This is a genomic window from Bordetella genomosp. 4 (assembly GCF_002261185.1).
Taxonomy (GTDB): domain Bacteria; phylum Pseudomonadota; class Gammaproteobacteria; order Burkholderiales; family Burkholderiaceae_B; genus Bordetella_A.
This window is the reverse complement of the sequence record NZ_NEVQ01000021.1, coordinates 139020-164190: the sequence shown is the minus strand read 5'-3', so window position 1 is coordinate 164190 and position 25171 is coordinate 139020. Positions and strand designations below refer to the sequence as shown.

Below are 25171 nucleotides of genomic sequence, written 5' to 3'. Positions count from 1 at the left end.
CTGTCTCAGTTTTCCGGATCAATGCGCGCTGCACCTGCTTGCGCGAAATTGCGTTCCAGCACGTCCAGCGCATGTGTCAGCGCCTGGACGTCTTCGCTGGACAAGCCTTGCAATGCGTCTTCAAAAAAGGCTTCGCGGCGAGGCAGCGCCTCGTCGACCACCGCTTGGCCTGCCGGCGTCAACGAAGCATTGGTGACGCGGTTGTCATTCTGATCCGCGCTGCGGGTGACCCAGCCTTGTTGTTGCATGGCTTGCAGCAAACGGGTCAGGGAGGCGGGGTCCAGTCGGCATTGTTCAGCGAGCATCTTTTGCGAACACTGACCGTGTTCGTGCAGCGTGAACAAAATGCGCCAGCGCGGCAAAGCATGCCCCACCCGGCCGCTGAAAGCGGCTTGCATGGAGCGATAGGCTTGGCCCAGATGCTGGATGACTTGCAGCCCTTGGTGTTGTTTCGGCAAAGTGAGGTCTCCTCTCGCAGAGGCCGGAAAGCAATGAGTTGAGACAGATTGTGCCAGGAAACGTCAGGTCGCCGTTAACGGGGCGGCCTGTTCCGGCCCGAACCGAGCCACCGTGCGCGCCAGCTCATCATGCCAACGGGCTTTTTGCTCGTCGGAAACAAAGCTGGCGTCAAAGCTGTTTTTCGCTAACTGCACGGCGTGGCTTGCTCCCAGTTGGGGCAGCGCCTGGAACGTTTCTACGAAATTCTGATTGAGATAGCCGCCGAAATAAGCCGGATCATCCGAGTTCACTGTCACGCACAGACCCGCCTCCAGCAGCGTCGCCATATTGTGAGCGGCCATCGTATCGAAGACGCACAGCTTGATATTGGACAGCGGGCAGACCGTCAACGGAATACGTTCGCGCGCCAGACGTTCGACCAGCAGCGGGTCATCGACACAGCGCACGCCATGATCGACACGTTCCGCGCCCAGCAGATCCAGCGCGTCGCGGATGTAATCGGCCGGGCCTTCCTCGCCTGCATGCGCCACGATGCGCAAACCCAGTTCGCGGCACCGGGCAAAGACACGCGCGAATTTTTCCGGCGGATTGCCGCGTTCGCTGCTATCGAGTCCAACGCCGATAAAATGCTCACGATAGGGCAGCGCCTGCTCCAGCGTATCGAACGCGTCGGCCTCGCTCAGATGACGCAGGAAACACAGGATCAGCGCGCTGCTGATGCCCAACTGCTCGCGCGCGGTATCGCAGGCGCGCGTCAGGCCGCGGATCACCGTTCCTATCGGAACGCCGCGCGCGGTATGGGTTTGCGGGTCAAAAAACAGCTCGGCGTGTACGATGCGATCTGCCGCGGCGCGATGAAAATACGCCATCGCCATGTCAAAGAAATCTTGTTCATGCAGCAGCACGCCCGCCCCGGCGTAATAGATATCCAGAAAACTCTGAAGGTCGGTAAAAGCATAGGCGGCGCGCAGCGCCTCGATGCCGTCATAGGGCAGGGTCACGCCGTTTCGCTGCGCCAGGGCAAAAATCAGTTCCGGCTCCAGCGTGCCTTCGATGTGCACGTGGAGTTCGGCTTTGGGCATCGTGCGCAGCAATTCGAACAGCTGCTGGCGGGGAAAATCAGTAAGTATGTGCATATTAAGAGCCGTATTTATCAGTAAGTTAGCGCGGATTCCGGTCCCTGGTTTGTTACCATAGCGGCACGCCGCTGGCTCGAAGCGGCTGGAATCACCCGATACCATACCGGATTGCGGGCGATTACCCCTATTATTCCTAGTCGAGGTACCCGCGGGGCGGCGATGAAAACGTGGTTTAAGCGCATAGTGATTGGCCTGGTAGTGTTGGTTCTTGTGGCCGTCGTCGGCCTGGCCATCTTTTTGCTCACGTTCGACCCCAACGCGTACAAGTACAAGTTGGAAGAGATCGTTCAGGAGCGTTACCACCGTACCTTGGCGATAGATGGCGATATCGAGCTGTCGCTGTTTCCGCGTATTGGCCTGGCGGTTCAGGGCGTATCCCTGTCTGAAGTCAACAGTTCCGAGACCTTTGCCTCGATCGAGAGCATGCGCCTGGCGGTGGCTGTCTGGCCTTTGCTGTCGAGCAATCTCGTGGTGGACCATGTCACCATCAATGGCTTTAAAGTCCGCGCGGTACGCGACAAAAAAGGCCATCTGAATTTCGAGGACCTGGTCGGCGGCGGCATCATGTCCACCGCCAAGCCCCGCGGCCCTGCCGATGCGGCCGTCGGCGCGATGGCCGGCGCGGCGCAGGTACTGGCCACAGGGGGCGCATCGGCACCCGCCACGATGCAGATCGATATCGCCGGCCTGGATTTGCAATCGGGCGAATTGCAGATCCAAGACGAAATCTCCGGCATGGCAGTGGCTGTGACCAATCTCACGGCCAACACCGGCCGCGTAACCTACAAACAGCCGTTCGACGTCACCTTGTCGGCCCGCGTCGAGGGCGGCAATCCCCGCATGGACGCCAATCTGACGGGGCAGGGCTTGTTGATGCTGGATCCGCTGGCCCGGCGTTTCGCGGCGCAAAAGCTCGATATGCGCATGGACGGCAACGTCCTGGGCGCCGAGGCCAAGAGCCTGAGCGCCCGCGGCAACCTGGCCTTCAACGGCCAGACCTCGTCTGTGGACGTCAGCGGGCTGGAGATCCTGTTCCAGGGCAATGTACCGGACCAGGCCACTCCGATGAAAAACGTCGAAGCCAGTGTGACCATTCCGAAGCTCGCGATGGATCCGCACAAGCTCGAACTCCAACTGGACAAGCTCGCCGTGCGCGCCAAGGGCGCTTTGCCCGGCGGGCCTTTCGAACTGGCGGCCGACGCGCCGGGGCTGAATATCTCGCCCTCCGAGGCGACCGGCCAGGCACTGACGGGGCGGGTGCGCCTGCAGGGCCTGGACGCCAGCTTTGGCTTGAACGGCATCAGCGGCAATGCCAGCGAGCTGGACATCAAGGAAGTCAAATTCGACAGCACGCTCACCAAAGGCGAACGCGTCATCAAGGCCGCATTCAGCTCGCCCGCGACGTTCAACCTCTGGCAGCGCGCCATCAGCCTGCTGACCTTGCGAGGCGAATTCAACATTACGGACCCTGGCCTGCCTAAAGGCAGCTTGCAGATCCCCGTCATCGGCAGCATGAACGCCAACCTGCAAAAAGACCAGGCGGGCGCCAAGATCAACGCGGTGCTGGAGGGCGGCAAGTTCGACCTGACGGCCGACGTCAAGCAGCTGTCCGCCGTGCCCGACATCACATTCGCCCTGGCGGTCGATACGCTGGACCTGGACAAACTGGCGCCGCCAGTCACCGCGCCTGCCCCCAAAGCCCCCGAGGGTGATGGCAAACAGGATGATCCCGAGAAAAAGCCCGACACCGCAGCGCCTGCCGAGGCGCCAGCCGCGACTGACGGCTCGATCGATTTGTCTGCGCTGGTGGGCCCCACGGCAAACGGCAACATCAAAATCGGCCAACTGGTCGTGCGTGGCTTGAAAGCCAGCGACCTGACCGCCAAGCTCAAACTCGAAAAAGGCAAGCTCGATGTCTCGACGCTGGCGGCCTCGTTGTACGACGGCAAAGTCGGCGGCGCCCTGTCCGTTGATGCCGCCAACGGCAATCAGATCGCCACCAAAATGACCTTGGCCGGCATCTCGATCGGGCCCTTGCTGACCGATCTGATGAAAAAATCGGTATTGACCGGTACCGGCAGCCTCGCCCTGGATCTGAAAACCGCCGGCTCGAATTCCTATGCATTGACCACCGGGTTGAACGGCGTCATGCAGCTGCGCTTGCGTGACGGTGCCGTGACGGGCATCAACGTGGCGCAGACCCTGCGTGATATCAAGGCCTCCTTTACCGGTGTCGAACAGGACGCTGCGGTGGAGGCTGATCGGGCACGCAGCACGGATTTCACCTCGCTCGAGGCCGATCTGGTCTTTGTAAAAGGTGTCGCCACAGCCAAACGCCTGGATATGGCATCGCCCCTGTTGCGCGTGTCTCAGGGTGATCCCGCAGCGATCGATTTCGTCCAGAACATATTGAATTTCGTCGCCAAAGTGCGCGTGGTCAACACCTCCACAGGCCAAGACGGCAAAGACCTCGAGGAACTCAAGGGCATCACCATTCCGGTGCTGATCAGCGGTCCGTTCGACAAACCCGTCTACACTGTGCAATGGCGCGGCGTAGCGACCGAGGCGCTCAAAAAAGGCCTGGAAAAGCGCCTGAAAGAGGCCCTCGAAGACGAAAACGTCGCTCCTAAAATCGATAAAGCACTCAAGGGAATTCTAGGTAAATGAGCACGCCCGCTTTTCAGCCCATCGCCGAATGCGGCGTCACCGCTCAATCTCAGGCCCAGGATTATCACAAGCGCTGGCTCATCTCCAACGATGCCGGCACGTGGTTGAACCGCGCTCTCTGCCCGCGGCTGGCCGAGATCAGCGTCGAATTGCGCTTGGGCTATCTGGTCATGAAAGCCCCCGGGATGTTGCGTCTGGACATTCCGCTGGACGTCATCGAGGACGATGACAGCGTGCGCTATCAGATCCGCCTCGGCGAGCAGACCGTGGATGTGGTGGACGAGGGTGAGCTGGCTGCAGCCTGGGTATCCAATTTCCTGCAGATCCCGTGCCGGCTGCTAAAAGTGCATCCCGAGATGGAGGCAGTGCACTGGCCTGCTTGATCGGGGCGCTGCTCAGCGCCGCTTGTACTCGAATACCCAGTGCGCAATCAGGCCGGCGACCAGACCCCAAAAGGCTGATCCGATTCCCCATGCACTGAATCCCGACGCCGTGGCCAACAGCGTGATCAATGCGGCCTCGCGGCGCGCCGGGTTCGCCATGGCGTTGGCCATCCCGCCTAAAATCGCACCCAGCAAGGCGAGGCCCGCCAATGCAGCGATCAGGGCTGCAGGCAGCGCCTGAAAAAACACCGCCACTGCGCCTGCCACCACACTCAGCAGGATATAAAACACCCCATACGCAACGCCGGCAATATAACGGCGCGAGGGCTCTGGATGGGTTTCCGGGCCAGTACAAATCGCCGCTGTGATCGCTGCCAACGTCACGCCATGCGATCCGAACGGCGCTGCCAACAGGCTCAGAAAGCCAGTCGCCCCCACCAACCGAGAGGCCGCGGGCCGATAACCGGACGCCTGCAAAATTGCCAGGCCAGGCAGATTCTGCGAGGCCAATGCCACAACAAAGAGCGGAATCCCCAAACTGATGGCGATCTGCCAGCTAAAGGCCGGCGTCGTCCAGACGAACTGCGTCAATTGCCAATCCACATTGCCCAGCTGCAACTGACCAGCTGCCGCCGCAACCACCAGCCCCATCACCATGACAGCCATGATCGCGTAGCGAGGCATCCAGCGTTTACTCAGCAGATAGGCCGCACACATCGCCAGAATCAGCGCGGGCTGCTTGCTCAGATGCGTAAAAATCCCCAAGCCAAAATTCAGCAGTACGCCCGCCAGCATCGCACTGGCGATTTCGGCCGGCACGCGCCGCATGATGGGATCAATCCAGCCAAACACACCGCACGCCAGCGTCAGCGCCGAGGCTAGCACAAAGGCCCCTACAGCCTGATCAAACGGCACTCCAACCAATGCGGTGACCAATAACGCCGCGCCTGGCGTGGACCAGGCCAGCACAATAGGCATGCGGCTGCGAAGGCTCATTACCAGGCCGCCTATCCCGACAGCCAGGCAGATCGAGGCCAGCCAGGAGCCAATATGCGCAGCATCCAGCCCCGCGCTATGCCCGGCCTGCACAATCAGCACCGCCGTGCCGCCAAAACCCACCAGCACAGCTACAAAGCCGGCCACAATGGCCGAGAGGGAAAAGTCTCGCGCAGGGGGATTGCGCGGCGTCACAGAGACAGTGGCGTCGGAGGCGTTCACGCGGCGGATTTTGTCAGGCGGTAGTATTTGGCCATCAGGGCTTCCTGCCCCTCGTGCCACTGGGGATGCAATTCAATGCATTCGACCGGGCACACGACCTTGCACTGCGGTTCGTCATGATGCCCCACGCATTCCGTGCAACGATCCGGATCGATGACGTAATAGTCCTCGCCCATCGAGATGGCCTCGTTGGGACATTGCGGCTCGCAGACGTCGCAATTAATGCATTCTTCGGTGATCGTTAAAGCCATGACAGAGGGCGTATCGGCGCAGATGTGCAGAACACATCCATTGTACGCCCGCCGTGCGCAGAGCCGCGAATGATGCGCTTGCCCTGCGTCAGCAGAGCAAGCGCGGCGGACAGGGCATCCATTGGCTGCGAGTCATCATGCGCATTGACAGATTGACTGCCAGATCAGGCCGGCACTCATGAAACACCCGCATTACGCGGTCGGTGCGGGGGCGCCACCGGCTGCCGGCCAGGACTGCTCGCGGTGTTCCTTGGCCTTGGCTTGCAGCCAGCGTTCGACCGACGGGAACACGAATTTGCTGACGTCTCCGCCCAGCTGGGCGATTTCGCGCACAATCGTGCCCGAGATGAACTGGTACTGATCCGACGGCGTCATGAACATCGTTTCGACTTCGGGCAGCAAGTGGCGATTCATGCCAGCCATCTGAAACTCGTATTCGAAATCAGATACCGCCCGCAGGCCGCGCACGATCACCCGGCCATTTTGCTCGCGCACAAAGTCCTTGAGCAGCCCGGCGAAGCTGCGGACTTCGACGTTCGGATAATGTCCCAGGACTTCCTGGGCGATTTCTACGCGTTCGTCGACGCTGAAGAACGGTTTCTTGTTGCGGCTGTGCGCGATCCCCACGACGACTTTGTCGAACAGGGCGGCAGCGCGGCGCACCAGATCCTCGTGGCCGCGGGTCAGCGGGTCAAACGTGCCGGGGTAGACAGCGGTAATCATGGGGGCTCCGTATCCTCGTAACTTGCTTAAACCTTCCTCCGAACTGCGGATTATTGATCTATTTCTGCATTGCAGCAAATTGCACCAGTCCGTAGTGCACCGCCCCGGCCCGATCCTGACGCAACACCTCGAACTCGTCAGGGGGGGCCAGCGCAGCCTCGGACTCTATATAAATCAGGCCATCTTCGGCCAAAATGCCGGGTAATAATGGCCATAAACGGGGCAACCAGTCCTGATTGAACGGCGGATCCAGCAAAATCAGATCGAACCGCGACGCGTCCATGCGCTGGACAACCTGTAGCGCCTCGCCCGCGTGAATGCGCACGGCGTCCGCCTTGAGCTTGTCACGCAATGCCCGCAGTGCAGCAATGGCCGTACGGTTATTTTCGACCATTTGCACCTGGGTGGCGCCGCGCGATGCAGCCTCGAACCCCAGGGCGCCGCTGCCGGCGAACAAATCCAGCACGCGTTTGCCGGTGTAGTTTCCATCCCACAAATGGGTCAGCCAATTGAACAGCGTTTCCCGCACGCGATCCGGCGTGGGGCGCAGGCCGGGCACATCGGGCACGGCGATAGGCGTGCGCCGGTATTGCCCGGCAACGATACGGATGGGCTTATTGCCCGTATTTGGTTTTTTCAAGAAAGCGAACCTCCAGCGCGAATATAGCAGCCGGGTAGGGGAGCCGTGCTGCTGCACTGCGGGGAACCGAATATACTTTCACCCATGTTCCGTTTCTTCAAGAAAAAATCTCCGCCGCCTGCCGCGCCGGTGCAGCCTGACGCTGCCCCGCCCGCAGACGAGCCGCGCCTGGCCGACGAGCCCGCGCCCCAGCAGGCCCCGGCCGAGCCTCCTGCTGTCCCTTCCTTGCCCGTTGCACGCGCCAACGAGGCCACTAGAGACCAGACGCCCGAACCCAGCGGTCACGCAGGCGATACGACGCCCGCGACGCCCGCAGCGGCCGAGCGCCCGCACAGCGAGCCTGCGGCGGGTTCTGCTCCGACCCCCGCTGCGGCCTCCGCGGGCAGATCGTCCATGGCCGGTGCGCTTGCGGCCAGCTCCGTGACGACCCGGCCTGCTGCTGCGCCGGAAACCCCTTCACCCGCGACGTCCGCTGCTACTCCGGCTGGCGCCCCCGCATCCGTGCCGCCAGCAGCACCCGTAGCGACGACATCGCCGCAGTCGCCAGAGGCTGAACCAGCCCGCGCGCCTGCTCCCTCAGCGCCGCCCGTAGCGGTAGCACCGGCGCAAGCGCCTGCGCCCGCACCGGCACAAACGTCAGCGTCTGCATCGGCTAACGCCGCGACTTCTGCCCCTGCGGCATCGCCCGTGGCGACCACGCCGCCGCAAGCACCCGCGGCCGCTGTGCCCAGCGCGTCTGCACCGTCTATTCCGCCTGCTGCGCCAACCGTCGCGGCCCCGGCCCCCGTTGCACCGCCCGCTGAGGCCCCAGCCAAGAAAACCTCCTGGCTAGGCCGCCTCAAACAGGGTCTGGCTCGCACGGGGCAAAGCTTGGGCGGCTTGTTCGTCGGCGTCAAAGTCGACGAAAACCTCTTCGAGGAACTCGAGTCCGCGCTGATCATGGCCGATGCCGGGCTGGAGGCCACAGAAAAGCTCCTGACCGCACTGCGCGCCCGCGTACGCAAAGAACGCATCGAAGACCCAGCCAAAGTCAAAGCCGCATTGCGCGCCTTGCTGGCCGATCATCTGCGGCCGCTGGAACGCTCCTTCGACCTGCAAAAGGCCAAGCCGCTCGTCGTCATGATCGCCGGCGTCAACGGCGCAGGCAAAACCACCTCCATCGGCAAGCTGGCCCATACCTTCCAGCGCCAAGGCGCGAGCGTCCTGCTGGCCGCAGGCGATACCTTCCGCGCCGCCGCGCGCGAGCAATTGATCGAATGGGGCAGCCGCAATAACGTCAGCGTCATCGCCCAAGAGGGTGGCGATCCCGCCGCCGTGGCATACGACGCCGTCAACGCCGGCCGCGCACGCGGTACTGGCGTGGTCATGGTCGATACCGCGGGCCGCCTGCCCACTCAGCTGCACCTGATGGAAGAGCTGAAAAAAATCCGCCGCGTCATCGGCAAAGCCGACAGCGCCGCCCCTCACGAAGTCCTGCTCGTGGTCGACGGCAACACCGGCCAGAACGTCCTGGCGCAAATCCGCGCCTTTGACGCCGCCATCAATCTGACGGGCCTGGTCGTCACCAAACTCGACGGCACGGCTAAAGGCGGCACGCTCGCTGCCGTCGCCGCAGGCAGCAACGGCGTGCGCCCGATCCCTGTTTACTGGATCGGCGTAGGCGAGGGCATGGAAGACCTGCAGCCTTTCGTCGCTGACGAGTTCGCCGGCGCGTTGTTGGCGGATTAAGCGCAAGCATCGCGTCCGCGCCACCCAACACACAGGGCCGCCGGTCTGCATAGACCGAGCGGCCCTGAACTTTTTGATGCGATGCGGCCATTCCGCTGCGATCGTCTGACAGATCTTCAAATGAACAAACCCTCCGTATTACGGGAGGGTTTGTCAGCAATCACGCACCGGCGAATCATCCGCCGGCTTTCACGTCATTTCCAAAACGGCTTGCTCGCTGCCAGCTGATCGAACGCCGCTTGCGCCTCGACAGTCAGCTTTTCCAATCGCGCACTGATCCATCCCAACGCAAACCATGCTTGGGGATGCGTGCCGACACAAGCCTGGTAATAGTCTTTCGCCATCGCCAGGTCATTGATCTCACCCAACAGATCCTGCACCTGCGCCAACTGCTTGCGATAACCGCGCAGCCGTACTTGCGGCAACAGCGATTCCGCGAACGCCAAGCCATAGCGCAGGCGTTTACCGCGTTTGCGCAGATCATGGCGTGCCGGAATATCCAGCGCCGCAAAGTTCTTGCCTTGCTCGGCCACCTTGGTGTGCCAACGATGCAGGCGCTTGGTCAGCAGCTTGCGCAACGTAGGCGGCTCGGTGTTCGACGTCATTGGAATAATCAGCGTAGGCGTCGCCGCAGCGGCAGGCGCAGTTCCATCCAGGCTGAAACTCGGCTCGGGCGCAGCGTCAGAGGGTTCGGCCATCTCGGGCAGGGCAGCTGGCGCCGGAGGTTGCACGTCCAGACTCCATTCCAGCGTATCCAGCAACCAACCTTGGAAAGCCTTGCCAGACGCAATGCTTTGCGAATCCACATCCGGCGGCGGCACATCAAAATTGATGGCCGGCATCCCGGCACGCTGCAACACAGGCGTGACCGTCTCGTTCAACACATCCTGATCGCGGTTTTGCCCGAACGCGGCAAACAGCGTACGCACGCCTTCCAACACGGGGGCGGGCGGCGGTGCAATCCAGCCGTCGAACAAACGCCAGGCCGAACGCAAACGGCGCATCCCTACCCGCAACTGATGCACATGTTCCGAGTTGCCGGCAGGATAGATGCCCAACGTATCCACCTCTGCCAACACAGCGGCATTGCGGGCAATCTGATCCAGGCATTCTCCGGCGATGCGGCCCATCGCCTGAGGCGGCGTCATGCTGTCATCCAGCGTCGCTGGCGCAGCGCCGCACGGCGCCCAAAAGCGCGCAATCGCCTTGCTGCGACGCTCTTGCAATGTCTCGGCATCGCCCGTGGCATCCTGTTCCGCCAACTCGCGCGCCAGGCCGGCGAGCGCATCGCCGCGTTCAGACTTGCTGCGCGCATCCAGCACCAGACCGTGACGCTGCTGCCAACGCCGCGCTACCGAGAAAATCGCGGCAGGACGGCCCGACACCAGTTCAAATTCCAATTCCGAAATCGGCAGCTCCAGCGACGCGGCGCGCAGCACGCCCGTGTCGTAGGCCAGCTCGATCGTGCCGTGGCGGCTGCGGACCTTGCGCAGCAGACGCTGCACATCAGTCTCGTAGCGCAGGCCCAATTCGCCCTTCAACGAGGACAGCGGACCCTCGAACTCCGTACCCGCATAGACCGACAAATCCAGCACCGGACCTGGCCGAGGATGATTGATCTCGACCCGCGTGATGGCATCCGCGCCAGGCATCTTGAGCGTCTGTACCCAATCACGTCCCTCCTTGCGCAGCCGCAGCGCAATACGCGCGCGGGCCAATTCTCGGGTCGGGGTATCAAAATACAGGGCATGCAGCCGGATGCGCGTGGCGTCCTGTTGGCGGACCTCTTGTAAAACTGCCCGGCGCGCAGCGGCGGGGACGTGCAACTTCAATTCTTGTTCTGACATGGTCCGCGATCAGTACTGGGGGAACGGGGCATGTTACCCAATACGACCTAAAATTTGATGACATGTCATAAATAATTCATCAACGAACGCAGGCCTCTCGGGTCACCAAGTGCAGTGGTTTGCCGGGCCTGCCGTCCCTGTCGTTATCCCAGTTATCTGTGCTGATTTTTCGATAAATTGGCATATCGCTAAATTCCGATATAATCCCCTCATGGACTTACTCGAAATATTCAAAGCCCTCTCGAACCGCACTCGTCTGGAAATCTTGCAGCGGTTAAAAGACCCCGTAAAGAACTTCCCCCCGCAAGACGAAGGGGACGTTCATACGGTAGGGGTCTGTGTCAGCAGTATCCAAGAGGGCGTTGGACTGTCGCAATCTACGGTCTCCGACTATCTTGCCACTCTGCAAAGAGCCGGCCTGGTTGAAGTCCAACGCATTGGTCAGTGGACCTATTACAAGCGAAACGAAGAAGCCATCAGTACGCTCGCCAAACTCATCGGCAAAGACCTTTAAAAAATTTTTATCCCTAAATATCGAAAAATCCCGATATCCCTTTTTATCGAAGTGAGATTCCAATGAAAGCAATCATCCTCAACACTTTTGGCGGTCCAGACGCATTTGAACTTCGTGAAGTGCCCAAACCGGAGCCGGGAGCAGGCCAAGTTCTGGTTCGCGTTCACGCGACTTCCATCAACCCCTTGGACTATCAGGTACGGCGCGGGGACTATCCCAGCCTGGTGCCACTGCCGGCCATTACCGGACACGATGTTTCCGGTGTAGTCGAAGCAATCGGCGCAGGCGTGACAGCCTTTGTCCCAGGCGACGAGGTTTGGTATACGCCCCAGATTTTCGATGGCCCAGGCAGCTATGCCGAATACCACGTCGCTGCCGAAAACATCGTAGCGAAGAAACCGGCCTCACTCAGTCATCTGGAAGCCGCGAGCCTGAGCCTGGTCGGAGGGACTGCATGGGAAGCGCTCGTCGTGCGCGCAGGCCTGCGCGTCGGTGAAAGCATTTTGGTGCACGGCGGCGCAGGAGGCGTAGGGCACGTGGCCATTCAACTGGCGAAGTCCATCGGTGCGAGGGTAATAACCACTGTGCGAGAGGAAAATTTCGAGTTCGCACGCAGCATGGGAGCCGATGTCGTCATCGACTACAAAAACGAAGACTATGTCGAGGCCGTCATGCGTGAAACAGGGGGCCAGGGCGTAGACGTCGTTTTCGATACTATCGGCGGCGACACGCTTACCCGCAGTCCGGATGCGCTAGCACAGCTCGGCCGGCTCGTTTCGATTGTCGATATCGCGCAGCCGCAAAACCTCATCAACGCCTGGGGCAAGAACGCGAGTTACCACTTCGTGTTCACCAGACAGAATCGTGGCAAGCTCAATGAACTAAGCGCGTTAGTTGAGCGCGGCCAACTGCGGCCCCATGTCGGGGCGACATACTCATTAGCCGAGATTCCTCTTGCTCATGCTCGCCTCGAGAGTCGTGATAATGGACTACGCGGAAAAATCGCTATCGCTGTCATTCCGTCGCCGAATCCGAACTGACGTGGCCGACACCCAGCGAGCGCAAAACTGATTGCGATCAAGCTAACTGCTGCAGCAGCTAGCTTGATTCGTCGACTTTTATCATGACCGAGGCATCATTCCCACAATGCCGTGTCACCGGAAGAGCCGCGCTGAATAATAATTTTTGTCGCGCTACAAAATCCGCTTCCGCGCCTGCGTAATAATGACCTCCGCGACAATCACCACCGCGAAAATCGCCGCCAGCACCAACGCCACACGATCCCACTGGAACAGATTCAACGCCGTATCCAGCGCCATCCCGATTCCGCCTGCACCGACCAAACCGAGCACAGCCGATTCGCGCACATTGATATCCCAACGCAGCAGCACAATCGACCAGAACGCCGGCCGGATCTGCGGCCAATAGCCATACCACAGCACAGCGCCCGAGCTCGCGCCAGTCGCCGTCAATGCCTCGACCGGACCCCGTTGTGCTTCCTCGATCGCTTCGCCCACCAGCTTGCCTACAAAGCCGATAGACCGAAACGCAATTGCCAACGTACCCGCCAGCGCCCCAGGCCCGAAGATCGCGATAAACAGCAGCGCCCACACCAGCGAGTTCACCGAACGGCTAGACACCAGAATCAACCGTGCTAACTGATTGATCAGCCGGTTCGGCGTCAAGTTGTTCGCCGCCAGCAACCCCACCGGCACCGCCAATATCACCGACAGAATCGTGCCCAGCGTGGCAATGTGCAGCGTCTCCATCAACGCGCCATGCACGCCCTCTGGGTAATACGCCCAATCGATCGGCCACATCCGGCCAAGCAGATCAGCCATCTGCTCCGGCGCGTCATACAGAAACTCGGGGATGATCTCGACACTGCGCAGCGCCTGCACAATCGCCGCCACCACCACCAGATACAACGCAAAGCGCAGCAGCCGCTGCCCCATCGTGTACCGTTGCCACGTGCGCGGATATGCCGTTGCCGTCAAACTCGTTGCGGAGGTATTCATGCATCCTCCTGATTCAACGGCTTTCTACCGAGCCCACGCGCCGCATTGAATCGACGCTGCAAAATCGTATCGAATCCCAAATTATCCAAGAACACCGCACGCACAAACCGCGCCAGCACCTCGCCCAACATAATGATCACAATCAAGGTAATCAAAATCGCCGCGACAAAGTCATAATCAAAACGTTGGAACGCCGAGAACAAAGTCCCGCCGATCCCGCCTGCGCCCACGATCCCGACCATCGTCGAATTACGCAAATTCGAATCGAATTGATACGTCGCAAAGCCAATAAAGCGCGCAAACACCTGCGGCAACACGCCAAACAAAATCACATTGGCAAACGACGCACCTGTCGCGCGTACCGCCTCGACCTGCTTGAGCGAGATTTCCTCGATAGACTCGGTAAAGAGCTTTCCAATAAACCCCACCGACGCCACCGCCAACGCCAAAATCCCCGCCAGCGCGCCAAAGCCCACGGCTTTGACGAACAAGATCGCCACAATCACCGGATGCAGCGAACGGCACAGGGCCACGATGGCCCGAGCAGGCCACGACGCCCACGAGGGCATCAAATTACGCGCGCCCAACAACCCGATCGGCAGCGCGATGATGATCCCCAACACCGACGCCAACACCGCGATTTCGAGGCTTTCTGCGAGCCCCTGCCACAGCGTGTCGGGCTGTTGAATATGCGGCGGAAACATCCGCCCCAGCAACGTCGCCGCATGGCCCAAGCCATTGTGAAAGCGTTCCAGACTGAAATCCAGCTGGCCCGCCGCATACACCGCATACAAAAAAATCAGCAGCGCGCTGAGCTTCGCCTGCCAAGACATCGCAAACGGACGGCGCTTTACTCCAGCCACGACTCGCCTCCGTAGATCGCCTTCAGCGTCGCGGTATCCAGGCCCTGGCCATCACCGTCATACACTACATGGCCGCCCGACATCCCTACGATACGGTTGGCATAACGCCGCGCCAACTCGACATCGTGAATATTCACCAGCACCGGGATGCCGCTGGCATTCCCTTGTTCGGCCAACAGCTCCATGATCTCGACCGAGGTCTTTGGATCCAACGACGACGTAGGCTCGTCAGCCAACAGCAACTGCGGCCGCTGCATCAACGCCCGTGCAATCCCCACACGCTGCCGCTGTCCACCCGACAAGGCATCCGCACGCTGATCGCCAAAACCACCCAGCCCCACGATATCCAGCAACTGATAGGCACGCTCGATATCATCAGCCTCGAAACGGCGCATCCAGGCCTTTATTGCACTGCTATATCCGAGACGCCCCGTCAGCAGGTTTTCCATCACCGTCAGGCGTTCAACCAAGTTGTATTCCTGGAACACCATGCCAATCCGGCGCCGCGCCTGACGCAGCGCCGTGCCACGAATACCAGCCAGATTGACCGTACCCGCCTCGGTTTGCAACACGATCTCGCCGCGCGTCGGATCGATCAGCCGATTGATACAACGCAGCAGCGTGCTCTTGCCCGTCCCTGACGGCCCGATGATGGCCGTCAGGCCCTGACCCTGCACATGCAGGTCTATCCCTTTCAGTACGGGTTGGCCGGCCCGGTACTCTTTCACCAGGCCGGTAATGCGTAAAGACGTCGACATACTTACTGTTTGCCTTTGCTCTTGGCGGCTTCTTTATCGTAGGCAGCGCGGTTAAAGCTCTCGCCACCGGCCTCTGCGACCTGGCGCACGATGGCCCAGTCTTTTTGATACGTGACCGGGTAGAAACGATCTGCGTTGTCGAACGCCTTTTTCATTTCATCGGGGAACCGGTAGTCGTAGAAGCACTTCAGCATCTGGTCGCGGAACTTCGGTTCCAAGTCATGCGCGTACGAAAACGACGAGGTCGGGAATTTCTCGCTGGTGTAGATGATGCGGAAGTCTTCTTCCTTGACCTGGCCGCGTTGCGCCATGCGATGGAACACATCCGACGCGACGGCGGCGGCGTCATAGTCGCCCGAGTTCACGCCCATCACCGATTGATCATGCTTGCCCGAGAAAATGACCTTGTAGTCCTTGTCCGGGGTCAGGCCTTCCTTGGGGAACAAGGCGACCGGCGCCATATGGCCCGAGTTCGACGACGGCGAGGTATGGGCGAGTTTCTTGCCCTTTAGATCCGACAGCTTTTGATAGGGGCTGTCTTTCTTGACGATGACGATCAGGTTATAGCCCTGGAAACCATCGGCGTAGCCTTTGACGGCAAACGGCACCGCGCCTGCGATGTTCACGGCGAATGCGGTCGGGCCAGTCGAAAAACCGCCTACGTGCAGACGTCCCGAGCGCATGGCTTCGATTTCGGCGGCGTTGCTTTGCACCTGATAGAACACCACGCGTTTGCCCGTGCACTCGGCCAGATAGTCGGTGAACGGCTTGAAGATATTCGCGTAGACCGCGGGATCCTCGACCGGGGTGTAGGTGAACACCAGCGTGGACGGGGTCTTTTGTTTGGAAGCATCCGTGGGCGTGTCTGCGACGAGATCTTTATTTGCGTCGCAATACATCTGGTCCAAGTCGCCGCGGTTCGAGCAATTGTCGGCGTCAGCCGCGTAGGCGGCGTGAGTGCCAAAGATCAAGGCCGCCGCGGCAGCCGTACGCAACAGGCGCAGAGCGTGCATGGTGTGTCTCCTGTGTATGTGTCTTGAAATATGACTGTAATGAGATATTCAAACACAAAAAAACGAACCTGATCAGCCGGGAAATCACCTACGTTTATTTGCGAAAATTGTTCGGGTGTTTTCGTTTTGTTCGGTTTTTGTTGGTTTGAGTGAGTGGCTGGAATTACGGTCCGACCACTACCTCAAATTGAGGTTCAGGGTAACTCCCTATTCGAATTTGAAATATTTGGATTCATTATTGGAAAAAAATTACAGTTAACGCAGCGCGCTTTGGGAGGAGCTATGGCCAAGAACGCCCCTGTTGGAGACAACTCTCGCCGCGGTGCCGTGCGAGATCGCTCGCAAGTCCACAATCCGAAGACGGACTCCTGGGTTAAGCGTGATGCGAGTAATGGCCGCTTTATGGACCAGAAGGCTGATGGCAAGCCGTTCAAAGGCGTCCGTAAGGAAGGGAAGTAGTAAGCCCAGCTAGGTCACAGTTGTTCATACGCTCCCGCCTGCGCTTGTCATGCGATATAAGTCATCGAATGGCCTCGTGTGGCTATGCATCTTGTTGTTCGTAGCGATGCTTGGCAATTGCTCTGAGAAAAAAACAGTGCAAAAGACTTCCGTGTCGAGCGTCACGAGTACTACCTCTACACACGTTGCCGCTACTGCCCCTATTGTCGATCCGAGGACGGTACATGTCCCGGAGCCAGAGTTTTTTGTTCGACCATCATCATTGAAGCAACGCGCATCACCTAATGGCACTGTGGTCGGAAGTCTAGTGCGAGGGGTTTCAGTGAAAGTGTACGTGCGTCAGGGGGACTGGGGGCGTATCACGCCGGATGGTCTGTCGGAACGTTGGGTATCAATGACGCATCTTTGTCCGGATCGGAATTGTGCTGTTTTGCAGAAAGACGCGCCGAAGAAAAGCTCCGCGCAGCTACAACAAAGCACGCCCTCATCTCCTCGTATTAACCGCTTTACGTCAACGTATTCTGCGGGATGCCCTTGTTCATCCTCCAGTAATTGCATCGGGCCGAGAGGGGGCAGATATTGCATCACGTCTGGAGGCAATAAGCGGTATCGATAATGAGTTGGAAATTGAGACCGGCGAATTTTTATTAGAGAAAAAGAACCGAGGAGTTAGTCCGGCCACGGTGGATTCAATTACGGACTATACATTTCACAGGAGAAGAAAATGTCGACTACCGGAGAGAAGCCAGGAAGAGGGACATACGTGTGTGTGCGCTGCGGGCAACGGATTTTTCTTGATGAAAACTCCGATGTCTTGCCGCCGTGCCCGAAATGTCATGGAACTGAGTTTCGACCTTAATCATTAAGGAAATGATGTTTACCCAGTTATCTGCTCAAGCGGCCACAGCCACTCGGGTTCTCTCCAACAGCAACTGTTTCGCATTGCTTTTTTGATACGAATTTGTGCGAGGCGAAATTCAATTAAGGATCATGGGAGTTGTTCGTGCCGATTGCCATTCAAGAGCTTAATGACCAGATCCAGCCAGAGAAGACTGTCCTGATCTTTGGAGCGGGAGCTTCGGTGCCTTCAAATGCACCAAGTGTCAGCACGTTGATCGAAGCTATTAGCTATGAGTTTGGAATCGAGGCCGATGGCCTTACTCTGTCAGAAATCTCGGCGCTAGCCGAGGACAAACGCAATCGCACTGACCTTATTGACCTAATTCGGCAACAGTTTCGTGGTCTCAAGGCCAAAGGTGCACTGCTGAATCTTCCCAGCCACGACTGGAAAGGCATCTACACGACCAACTACGACGAGTTGGTGGAGGATGCCTACAAGCGCGCTAACAAAGCTCTGACAGTCTTCTCCTCAGATTTCGATTTCCGAGCACAGAGCGACCCAACCGCCACTAAGCTGTACAAACTTCACGGTACTATCAGCAGGGATTCGGTGGACGGTTTCGTTCACAACATGATCCTGACACAAACTGACTACGATTCTACGAACGAGTACCGCGAGACCCTGTACGCTCGGCTGAAAGATGACCTTAATCCGGGGTCACAAGCGGTCATAATTGGCCAGTCGCTCAAGGATGATCACCTCCGGAAACTGATCGAGGACGTCATAGCTATCAATAAAAAGGTCGGCGCAGGCGGTCGCATATTTCTTGTGTTGTACCAGCAGGACGACAACCGCGCCAAGACCTACGAATTGCGCGGGCTAAAAGTCGCTTTCGGTAGTCTCGACAGCTTCATCGCCGGCATGGATGCAAAGGCGCCCAAAACCGTACCTGCGTACCAAGACACCGGCAATCTGCTAGATGCCTTCAATACGTTGCGCCCTTTCACTATCGACATCCAGGACGAGATGGGCCCCGAGTTGTCCAACGCCAGCTCCATTTTCAATGGCTGGCCAGCTAGCTATTCGGATATCGCCACTGGCTTGACTTTCGATCGCACATGTTCCAGCGAACTCGTGAAGCTACTTGAGAGCGATGGAAAACAGTATGTCTGCCTACTGGGCGCGAGTGGTGTCGGAAAGACCACGGCTGCGCGACAGACTATGTTTCGCCTCAGGGGTAACGGTTACCTAGCCTGGGAACACAAGGCCGATTTGCCGCTACAGACGGCACAGTGGATCAACGTGGCCAAACGACTGGCTACGTCATCGCAGAAAGGCGTGCTATTCGTCGACGAGGCGCATGGACATCTATATGAGCTGAATCAACTCGTAGATCAACTTGCTACTCAGGGGCTTACCAGTTTGAAGCTCGTCTGTGTAGCTGCGAAGAATCACTGGGCGCCGCGCGTCAAGACGCCGCTCTTCTATAAGTATGGTCAAGAGGTTCAACTCTCCCAACTCGATCATCCCGAGGTTGATCGGCTTCTTGCATTGGTCGAGACAAATAGAGAACTGCGTCAGTTGGTTGAGTCTGGGTTCAGCGGATTCTCTCGCGGGGAACGTCGGCGACGACTTATCGAACGCTGTGATTCTGACATGTTCGTTTGTCTTAAGAACATCTTCGCTTCGGAGAAATTTGACGACATTATTTTGCGAGAGTTTGCGGGTCTTGATGAGGCACATGCCGAGATCTATCGCTACGTGGCAGCCATGGAAAGTTCTGGTATCCGTGTGCATCGTCAGTTGGTCATGCGGATTCTCGGTGTCTCTACCAATGCGATCCATGCGGTTCTTGGCGGGCTCGCGGGCATAGTCAATGAGTACGAAATCAACAGGCGCGAAGGCATATACGGCTGGAAGGTTCGCCACAACGTAATTGCGGCCATCATTGCCAAGTACAAGTTCCACGATGTCGAACAGCAGATTGACCTTTTTACTAAGGTCATCGACAACATTTTGCCGACCTACGATATTGAAGTGCGAACCATACGAGAGCTATGCAACATTGAAACTGGTTTGCCCAGCATCCCTGACAAAGACGTCCAGAACAACCTTCTGCGTCGCATGATGTCAATTGCGCCAGGAGAGCGCGTCCCGCGTCACCGCCTAATCCGTAATCTTATCTCCATCGGCGAGTTCGAAAAGGCCGACACTGAAATTCGAATCTACGAGAAGGACTTCAAACGCGAGGCGTCCGTTGACCGTTACAAGGTTCTGCTGCTCATTGCGCGTGCGACCGAGACCAAGGGTTTGCTAAAAGAGGACCGCATGGTGATCCTTGAGCAAGCTCGCGAGCTTGCCGCCGCAGCGGCCGACCGCTATGAGGGCAACAAGTACGTGCTAGGTGCCTACTGCGAAGTAGGGGTGCACGCTTTCAAACTAAGCGGCTCTCACAAGATCTTCGACGAAGCCATGGACGTCCTGCGCAAGGCGGAGAACCGTCTAGGTGATCCAGACATTACAAAAATGGTGATCCGATATGAACGTCGTCTATCCGCCCATGAGATTTCGATTTCCGACAGCGAGCCTGAGGAAGCTGCCGTAGAGTGAAAAGGCTTTATCAATGACGGCGACCTAACAACGTTGGATCAGTATGGGGCTGCGTTATGACGCGATGATCTGACACGATTGTGCTGGGGCGGGTTACTCGCCTAGAAAGAACCTCGTCGAACGGCCGCTTCAGGACGGCAAATCGATTTGCCGAAGGACAGCTAAGGTTCAGAGCATCTGCGAAAGACCGCTCTCGACTCAAAGCGGCCTTTCGATCGTCCAAACTTCGAACATCCATTAGCAGTAGAAAACATACGTAAAATGGGCACAAACAATATCCGACCCTGGTCAAGTGCATCAAAAAAAGGCCTCAATGACAGGAACCGATTATCGTCGGTGATATCAAAATATTCGGGGAGGAAAGCAATCCGACTCTTAAAGGTTAGTTTGTCCAGCATCGTATGATAAAAACCATCATCTCCCTAATGCATGGACTTGCCAAAAGTATCAATAGAATTTTGTCATGGCTGGAAAGCAAAGATCGCTCTGCTAACACCCAAGCGAAGTTTGTGGACCTTGCCCCAACTGATAAGGCAGACAACGCCGGCGTATATTCCGAAGCGATTCTGTTTGCGACGAACAATACGAAGGTGGCCAATATTGCTTTGACAGGTCCCTACGGTTCGGGAAAAAGCAGCATCATACAAACCTTCTTGAGGAAATATCGGCGATCTGCGCTTCATATTTCTCTCGCTGCGTTCGTTCCCGATACTGATTCGGAAGGCAAGAAGGTCAGCCGTCAGGAAATTGAGAGAAGTATTCTGCAACGGATGTTGTATGGTGCTGACACAAACAAACTCCCGCTGTCACGGTTCAAGAGAATTCAATCGCCTGGTGTTTGGTCGATATTTAAGTCTTTTTATATAACGTTTGGAATTCTCGCGCTTTGGTATGTGTTTAGTCGGCGAGCAGATATCGTGAGCGGCACCTTTTTCACTCCGTTCGCGCTCAGCAATGGATTCAACCTGGGGATTTGCGCGTTCGCAGTAACGTTCCTTTGGGCGACACTGCACCACTTTTACGTTGCCAGCTTCGGCCTGTCACTCAAGAGCATCTCGTTGAAGGACGTTGAGATAAGGCCAGCACATGACGACCAGACATCAATACTGAATCGTCATTTAGACGAAATACTCTATTTCTTCCAATCAACCAATTACGACCTTGTAATCATTGAGGATCTAGATCGATTCAACGACACCGAGATTTTCGTCACATTGCGCGAAATTAATAGCCTAGTAAACGAGAATGCGGGCGTAAAACGGACCATTAGGTTCCTCTACGCGTTGCGCGATGACATGTTTGTCAATACCGATCGGACCAAATTTTTCGAATTTATTATTCCTGTCATACCGATCATCAATACGTCAAATTCGATCGATATGGTATTGGAGCAAGGTAGGAGGCTTTCGCTCGATGAACGTCTCGATCGGCAGTTTCTAAGAGAGGTCTCACGTTACCTAAACGACCTGAGGTTGATTCAGAATATCTTTAATGAATATGCCATTTATGTGGCCAATTTGGAAACTGACGGAGAGAATCTGCTTGACGCCAACAAGCTTCTCGCGATTCTGATCTATAAGAACGTCTATCCACGGGATTTTGAGCAATTGCACCGCGGCGCCGGGAATTTCGCTGCAGTATTGAATCGCCAAGATGAGCTCATTAGGCATGGCGAAACCAGCTGCCGGGCCGAGATCGCGGAATTAGAAAGCCGAATCGAAGTCGCCGAGCAACAGACGCCTTTGGATCTGAAAGAGTTGCGGCAAATCTACGCTATGGCTCTGATTGAGAAACTCCCAGAGGGTGCTATTAGCGTCAGTCATGATCGGCAGACATGGATTCCGCTTGTTCAACTAGTCGACCATGATGCGTTCGAGCAACTCATTGATACGCCTCGTCTATTTTGCCGCTATCCTAATGGTACCTCCAGTGTGGTCGATTCTTCCAAATTGCAAACTGAGAGGGCTTCTCTAAATTCCTACCTGCAACGCAGGGATGAGATCGAAAGTAAGTTGGCTGATAATAAGAAAAAGGTGCTGGGCCGAATACATGATCTCAGATTGAAGATCCCAACGCTTCGCATGGCTAAGCTCAATGAGCTGTTGCGTTTAAATGCCGACCACATAGATGAGCTTTTCAAAGGTTTCGAAGACAATGGAGAACTCGCCCGCTTTTTGATCTTAGAGGGCCATCTCGACGACACCTACTATCAATACACGTCACTTTTTCACTCAGGCCGTTTGTCGCCCAATGACAACAGGTTTCTCATCCAAATAAGGGCATTTGTCACGCCTGAGCCGAATTTTCCACTGGACAATCCCAAAGAGGTCATCGCAGCGATGCGAGATGAGGACTTCCGGCAGAGCTATGTCTTGAACGTTAAGCTCGTCGATAACCTTCTGAATGATCGGGGTCTCTACTTCGATCAAGCACAGAAGCTTTTTGAGCTTCTCTCATCTGAATTCGAGAGCTGCGAAGATTTTTTCAATGCTTATTACACCAGCGGCCGCGCTGTTGCAGGGCTTCTTCTAGGCTTAGTCAATGCTTGGAACAATCTTGTGCCAACGGCCATTGCCAGCCCCAACAATATCTCTCACGTTACCCAACTGATCGCGAATCTACCGCTAAGCTCGCTCAAAACGCTCGCTAGCAACTTCGATGAATTATCAGAATTTGTTGCTGCGAACCTTCCAGAAATTCTGGTGCACCTGCCTGAACTAGCCCCGAAACGCCTTGAATGCCTCGACTTTGAGGTCCAAGATCTAGCTGCAATCAAAGAACACTCTGAGATTGTGCGCTTTATGTTTGAGGAGGGGCTGTACGGGCTAACGATAACGAACCTGGAATATGTCTACCAAGAGATTTTGGGGCAGAACGATCTCAATTCAATGCGCGAGAGAAACTTCACCACCATCCGTTCAACGAATAACGCAACCTTGATGAAGAGAGTGGAGCGTGATTTCAATCGTTACCTGCGCGATATTCTTTTAGAGTTGCACGGAAACTCAGAGGAGGATGTTCCCGCCATTCTAGCTATTCTTGGCCAGGATACCCTTGATGAAGATAATCTGCGGACGTTTCTTGAAAGGCAGACAACCCGACTACCGACTCTAGAGGGTGTGCCCGAGAAATTGCACGCAACACTGTTCCAGCTAAATGCGATTGAAGCAACCTGGATGAATTGTCTCGCTTTCATGGAATCTGACGGGTTTGGGGCAGATAGCCTGATTGGATATCTTGATCGAGATGTTGTCCGTGCGGCTATCCTACAACATCCCATACCAAGCGACTCGAACTCACTAACGCTGCGTCAGTTCCTTATCAATTCGGGTTCGCTGTCTGACGCCGCCTACAAAGATTATGCCCACGCTCTGCCGATGCCGTTCGAAAAGCTGCCCGAAGGACTGGAACCAAGCAAGCGTCGAATCCTGATAGCCGAACGAAAAATCACATTCACTAAGGAAAGCTTCGATGCGCTCGCTGACAGTAAGGATTTGCAGGTGCTATTTGTCGCTGCCAACATCGACGCATATCTGGCAAGACCCGACGGCTTTGCACTCGACGACGACTTCCGAGAGGAGCTTTTACGATCTAACATTGATAATGTCGCCAAGCTCAAGATAGTCGACCTGATGGACCTGGAGGCGCTCGTGGACCTTCCAGAGCGATCAGCACTAATCGGCCCAATTATTAATAGCACAGACGCCATAATATTCAAACTTGATGGGAATAGTGCCCAAGCCCTAATAAAATACTCAGAACCTATAGAGATACAAATTGCACTCTTTAATAAATACCACTCTCTCATGAGTGATGACGAGGTACGTAACGTCTTGGCTAATCTACCGGAACCATTTTCCGAAATAAAAATAGGATATAGAACTCCCAGGCTAAAAAATAATCCCGAGAATCTGGGGCTTGTAAAATGGCTTGACTCAAGAAATATTATCTCCTCATGGGGGGAGGATCGCCTCTTTACTGACGATATAAGAGTGAATCTCTATAGAAGTTGATACGGCTTCCAAAGTCTATGCTGCCTCGGCGTAAGCGGTACCTCGCCGAAGATCCGCATCCACACCCCACGACTGCTCGTGGCCGGTGCCAGACGAGCGCAAGCTGTACTCGGTGACACAGCGCTAAACGATTGCTGGGCAACCAACTCGAGCTTCGCCGACATACGAGAGCTCAGTCGTCAGCTCCCTGCCAAGGTAGCTCAGGAAGGCTTCAGGCTGCCCGACAATTCGAGGCTTGCATAGCGTCAATGGTTGAAAGCCGAATGAACTGGCGATGCCGAGCTGAAGGTCTCCCCCGATGCTTGGCAATGACTCGTCGTCGATGCAGTCCTGAATAACGTAGCGCGGCATCCTGCTAATCTGTCTTCCCGGAGAGGGTACTCCCGACAGTGCTTCAGACAGTCTTCCCGTCATCAACTCCTTCTTGTCTCCCAAATACTGGAACTCGCCAGCCTGCATTCCATTTTTTGTCGAGGCGCCAAGCACGCACATGCCGTCACTGATCTGGGGCCTGAAGTGAACAATCGCGAGCGCTTTTACTGAGTGGCAATAGCCAAAAAGAGCCGCCTCGAATATGGCATGTTCCCCCACTCGACCCTTGTAGTCGTCGAATGTAAGCTGCAGGTAGGTATGAACATATTGAGCAATGTCGGCCATCGAAGGAGCGTATCCTGCCGGCGATATTAGATTGCTGAGGAGTGGGGCAAGTGAAAGATATGCGTTCTGCCCCATAAGAGTGTTGCCGGCGAAGCAAAAGCCAATCGAATGGAAATAGCTGACGTTCGAAAGGAAACCGTTCGCTCCAGGTTCGCGGCAAACAATCTGAAGAGGGAAAATCTTCGCGCCATCCTCAAGCAGTATTCTTTCCGTTGGCGATGCACTGATACGGCTGTCCGCGGCGACCCACAGTGTCGGGTGCTCTTGCGATTCATTGTTAAGCCAAATGGCAATGGCCGTCATGCTAAGCCCCAAGGTTCCATCAGTTCTCCTAGCACTAGATTATTACCCAGTTGGCGACAGACCGCTT

General features: G+C 56.7%; 22 protein-coding genes. 9 read left to right on the top strand and 13 right to left on the bottom strand.

Features of this window, described 5'->3' with window-relative positions:
- Positions 1–5: 5 nt before the first annotated feature.
- Positions 6–458 carry a MarR family winged helix-turn-helix transcriptional regulator gene (locus CAL20_RS21030; protein ID WP_094823022.1) on the bottom strand — a complete coding sequence of 151 codons (453 nt, stop codon included), beginning with the start codon at positions 456–458 and terminating at the stop codon, positions 6–8.
- Between the two features lie 63 nt (positions 459–521).
- The gene (locus tag CAL20_RS21025) at positions 522–1595 is read right to left on the bottom strand and encodes an adenosine deaminase (RefSeq protein WP_094823021.1); all 1074 of its coding nucleotides are present in this window, start codon (positions 1593–1595) and stop codon (positions 522–524) included.
- A gap of 162 nt (positions 1596–1757) precedes the next feature.
- Here CAL20_RS21025 and CAL20_RS21020 point away from each other — a divergent pair, with 162 nt between their 5' ends.
- Both CAL20_RS21020 and CAL20_RS21015 read left to right on the top strand, forming a co-directional pair.
- Entirely contained in the window at positions 1758–4265 is a 2508-nt protein-coding gene (locus tag CAL20_RS21020; protein ID WP_094823020.1) for an AsmA family protein, read from the top strand.
- On the top strand, positions 4262–4648 hold the full coding sequence (locus CAL20_RS21015; protein WP_094823019.1) for an MOSC N-terminal beta barrel domain-containing protein: 387 nt from the start codon (positions 4262–4264) through the stop codon (positions 4646–4648). The genes CAL20_RS21020 and CAL20_RS21015 overlap by 4 nt, the downstream gene beginning before the upstream one ends.
- Before the next feature lie 12 nt (positions 4649–4660).
- Here the strand turns inward: CAL20_RS21015 and CAL20_RS21010 are convergent, their stop codons facing one another.
- The 5 genes from CAL20_RS21010 to CAL20_RS25715 all read right to left on the bottom strand — a co-directional run bounded on the left by CAL20_RS21010 (position 4661) and on the right by CAL20_RS25715 (position 8295).
- On the bottom strand, positions 4661–5866 hold the full coding sequence (locus CAL20_RS21010) for a benzoate/H(+) symporter BenE family transporter (protein WP_094823018.1): 1206 nt from the start codon (positions 5864–5866) through the stop codon (positions 4661–4663).
- A complete protein-coding gene (locus CAL20_RS21005) occupies positions 5863–6117 on the bottom strand; it encodes a YfhL family 4Fe-4S dicluster ferredoxin (protein WP_094823017.1) in 255 nt (84 codons plus the stop codon). The genes CAL20_RS21010 and CAL20_RS21005 overlap by 4 nt, the downstream gene beginning before the upstream one ends.
- Positions 6118–6309: 192 nt before the next feature.
- Entirely contained in the window at positions 6310–6840 is a 531-nt protein-coding gene (coaD, locus tag CAL20_RS21000) for a pantetheine-phosphate adenylyltransferase (RefSeq protein ID WP_094823016.1), read from the bottom strand.
- Between the two features lie 58 nt (positions 6841–6898).
- Positions 6899–7480 (bottom strand): 16S rRNA (guanine(966)-N(2))-methyltransferase RsmD, encoded by a 582-nt coding sequence (gene rsmD, locus CAL20_RS20995; RefSeq protein WP_094823015.1) that lies wholly within the window; start codon positions 7478–7480, stop codon positions 6899–6901.
- A gap of 281 nt (positions 7481–7761) precedes the next feature.
- Positions 7762–8295: a hypothetical protein gene (locus CAL20_RS25715; protein WP_218830725.1), complete on the bottom strand. Its 534-nt coding sequence runs from the start codon at positions 8293–8295 to the stop codon at positions 7762–7764.
- Between CAL20_RS25715 and ftsY the strand changes: the two genes are divergently transcribed.
- Entirely contained in the window at positions 8204–9208 is a 1005-nt protein-coding gene (ftsY, locus tag CAL20_RS20990) for a signal recognition particle-docking protein FtsY (protein ID WP_256981679.1), read from the top strand. The genes CAL20_RS25715 and ftsY overlap by 92 nt on opposite strands.
- Before the next feature lie 194 nt (positions 9209–9402).
- Here the strand turns inward: ftsY and CAL20_RS20985 are convergent, their stop codons facing one another.
- Positions 9403–11055, bottom strand: a complete 1653-nt coding sequence (locus CAL20_RS20985; RefSeq protein WP_094838893.1) for a CYTH and CHAD domain-containing protein — start codon at positions 11053–11055, stop codon at positions 9403–9405.
- A 211-nt stretch (positions 11056–11266) separates the two neighbouring features.
- Here CAL20_RS20985 and CAL20_RS20980 point away from each other — a divergent pair, with 211 nt between their 5' ends.
- Both CAL20_RS20980 and CAL20_RS20975 read left to right on the top strand, forming a co-directional pair.
- Positions 11267–11569 (top strand): ArsR/SmtB family transcription factor, encoded by a 303-nt coding sequence (locus CAL20_RS20980; protein ID WP_094823011.1) that lies wholly within the window; start codon positions 11267–11269, stop codon positions 11567–11569.
- Between the two features lie 62 nt (positions 11570–11631).
- A complete protein-coding gene (locus CAL20_RS20975; protein WP_094838892.1) occupies positions 11632–12609 on the top strand; it encodes a zinc-dependent alcohol dehydrogenase family protein in 978 nt (325 codons plus the stop codon).
- A gap of 153 nt (positions 12610–12762) precedes the next feature.
- Here CAL20_RS20975 and phnE (CAL20_RS20970) read toward each other — a convergent pair whose 3' ends face one another.
- From phnE (CAL20_RS20970) to phnD, 4 genes are read right to left on the bottom strand one after another with little or no spacing between them, the layout of a single operon-like run.
- Positions 12763–13587 carry a phosphonate ABC transporter, permease protein PhnE gene (gene phnE / locus CAL20_RS20970; RefSeq protein ID WP_094838891.1) on the bottom strand — a complete coding sequence of 275 codons (825 nt, stop codon included), beginning with the start codon at positions 13585–13587 and terminating at the stop codon, positions 12763–12765.
- On the bottom strand, positions 13584–14420 hold the full coding sequence (gene phnE / locus CAL20_RS20965) for a phosphonate ABC transporter, permease protein PhnE (RefSeq protein WP_094838890.1): 837 nt from the start codon (positions 14418–14420) through the stop codon (positions 13584–13586). Before phnE (CAL20_RS20965) ends, phnE (CAL20_RS20970) begins: the two co-directional genes overlap by 4 nt.
- A 17-nt stretch (positions 14421–14437) precedes the next feature.
- A complete protein-coding gene (gene phnC, locus CAL20_RS20960) occupies positions 14438–15208 on the bottom strand; it encodes a phosphonate ABC transporter ATP-binding protein (protein ID WP_094838889.1) in 771 nt (256 codons plus the stop codon).
- A 2-nt stretch (positions 15209–15210) separates the two neighbouring features.
- Positions 15211–16221 carry a phosphate/phosphite/phosphonate ABC transporter substrate-binding protein gene (gene phnD, locus CAL20_RS20955; RefSeq protein WP_094838888.1) on the bottom strand — a complete coding sequence of 337 codons (1011 nt, stop codon included), beginning with the start codon at positions 16219–16221 and terminating at the stop codon, positions 15211–15213.
- 508 nt (positions 16222–16729) lie between these two features.
- On the opposite strand from phnD, the gene CAL20_RS25915 reads away from it, so the two are divergent.
- The 4 genes from CAL20_RS25915 to CAL20_RS20935 all read left to right on the top strand — a co-directional run bounded on the left by CAL20_RS25915 (position 16730) and on the right by CAL20_RS20935 (position 24144).
- Positions 16730–17296, top strand: a complete 567-nt coding sequence (locus CAL20_RS25915) for an SH3 domain-containing protein (RefSeq protein ID WP_143277089.1) — start codon at positions 16730–16732, stop codon at positions 17294–17296.
- 108 nt (positions 17297–17404) lie between these two features.
- Complete coding sequence (locus tag CAL20_RS25910) at positions 17405–17539, top strand: zinc ribbon-containing protein (RefSeq protein ID WP_094838886.1); 135 nt, start codon at positions 17405–17407, stop codon at positions 17537–17539.
- A 144-nt stretch (positions 17540–17683) separates the two neighbouring features.
- Positions 17684–20131 carry an SIR2 family NAD-dependent protein deacylase gene (locus CAL20_RS20940; protein ID WP_094838951.1) on the top strand — a complete coding sequence of 816 codons (2448 nt, stop codon included), beginning with the start codon at positions 17684–17686 and terminating at the stop codon, positions 20129–20131.
- Between the two features lie 401 nt (positions 20132–20532).
- Positions 20533–24144 (top strand): YobI family P-loop NTPase, encoded by a 3612-nt coding sequence (locus tag CAL20_RS20935; RefSeq protein WP_094838885.1) that lies wholly within the window; start codon positions 20533–20535, stop codon positions 24142–24144.
- A gap of 123 nt (positions 24145–24267) precedes the next feature.
- Here CAL20_RS20935 and CAL20_RS20930 read toward each other — a convergent pair whose 3' ends face one another.
- On the bottom strand, positions 24268–25104 hold the full coding sequence (locus tag CAL20_RS20930; RefSeq protein WP_094838884.1) for a hypothetical protein: 837 nt from the start codon (positions 25102–25104) through the stop codon (positions 24268–24270).
- Positions 25105–25171: the final 67 nt, after the last annotated feature.

What these genes read in the sequence shown, in the direction of transcription:
- CAL20_RS20935 (WP_094838885.1), top strand. Translation starts at nt 20,533, where the DNA reads ATGATAAAAACCATCATCTCCCTAATGCATGGACTTGCCAAAAGTATC.
- CAL20_RS25915 (WP_143277089.1), top strand. Translation starts at nt 16,730, where the DNA reads ATGCGATATAAGTCATCGAATGGCCTCGTGTGGCTATGCATCTTGTTG.
- phnE (WP_094838890.1), bottom strand. Translation starts at nt 14,420, where the DNA reads ATGTCTTGGCAGGCGAAGCTCAGCGCGCTGCTGATTTTTTTGTATGCG.
- coaD (WP_094823016.1), bottom strand. Translation starts at nt 6,840, where the DNA reads ATGATTACCGCTGTCTACCCCGGCACGTTTGACCCGCTGACCCGCGGC.
- CAL20_RS25910 (WP_094838886.1), top strand. Translation starts at nt 17,405, where the DNA reads ATGTCGACTACCGGAGAGAAGCCAGGAAGAGGGACATACGTGTGTGTG.
- phnE (WP_094838891.1), bottom strand. Translation starts at nt 13,587, where the DNA reads ATGAATACCTCCGCAACGAGTTTGACGGCAACGGCATATCCGCGCACG.
- CAL20_RS20985 (WP_094838893.1), bottom strand. Translation starts at nt 11,055, where the DNA reads ATGTCAGAACAAGAATTGAAGTTGCACGTCCCCGCCGCTGCGCGCCGG.
- CAL20_RS20980 (WP_094823011.1), top strand. Translation starts at nt 11,267, where the DNA reads ATGGACTTACTCGAAATATTCAAAGCCCTCTCGAACCGCACTCGTCTG.
- phnC (WP_094838889.1), bottom strand. Translation starts at nt 15,208, where the DNA reads ATGTCGACGTCTTTACGCATTACCGGCCTGGTGAAAGAGTACCGGGCC.
- CAL20_RS21025 (WP_094823021.1), bottom strand. Translation starts at nt 1,595, where the DNA reads ATGCACATACTTACTGATTTTCCCCGCCAGCAGCTGTTCGAATTGCTG.
- CAL20_RS20930 (WP_094838884.1), bottom strand. Translation starts at nt 25,104, where the DNA reads ATGACGGCCATTGCCATTTGGCTTAACAATGAATCGCAAGAGCACCCG.
- CAL20_RS20975 (WP_094838892.1), top strand. Translation starts at nt 11,632, where the DNA reads ATGAAAGCAATCATCCTCAACACTTTTGGCGGTCCAGACGCATTTGAA.
- CAL20_RS21015 (WP_094823019.1), top strand. Translation starts at nt 4,262, where the DNA reads ATGAGCACGCCCGCTTTTCAGCCCATCGCCGAATGCGGCGTCACCGCT.
- phnD (WP_094838888.1), bottom strand. Translation starts at nt 16,221, where the DNA reads ATGCACGCTCTGCGCCTGTTGCGTACGGCTGCCGCGGCGGCCTTGATC.
- CAL20_RS21020 (WP_094823020.1), top strand. Translation starts at nt 1,758, where the DNA reads ATGAAAACGTGGTTTAAGCGCATAGTGATTGGCCTGGTAGTGTTGGTT.
- CAL20_RS21005 (WP_094823017.1), bottom strand. Translation starts at nt 6,117, where the DNA reads ATGGCTTTAACGATCACCGAAGAATGCATTAATTGCGACGTCTGCGAG.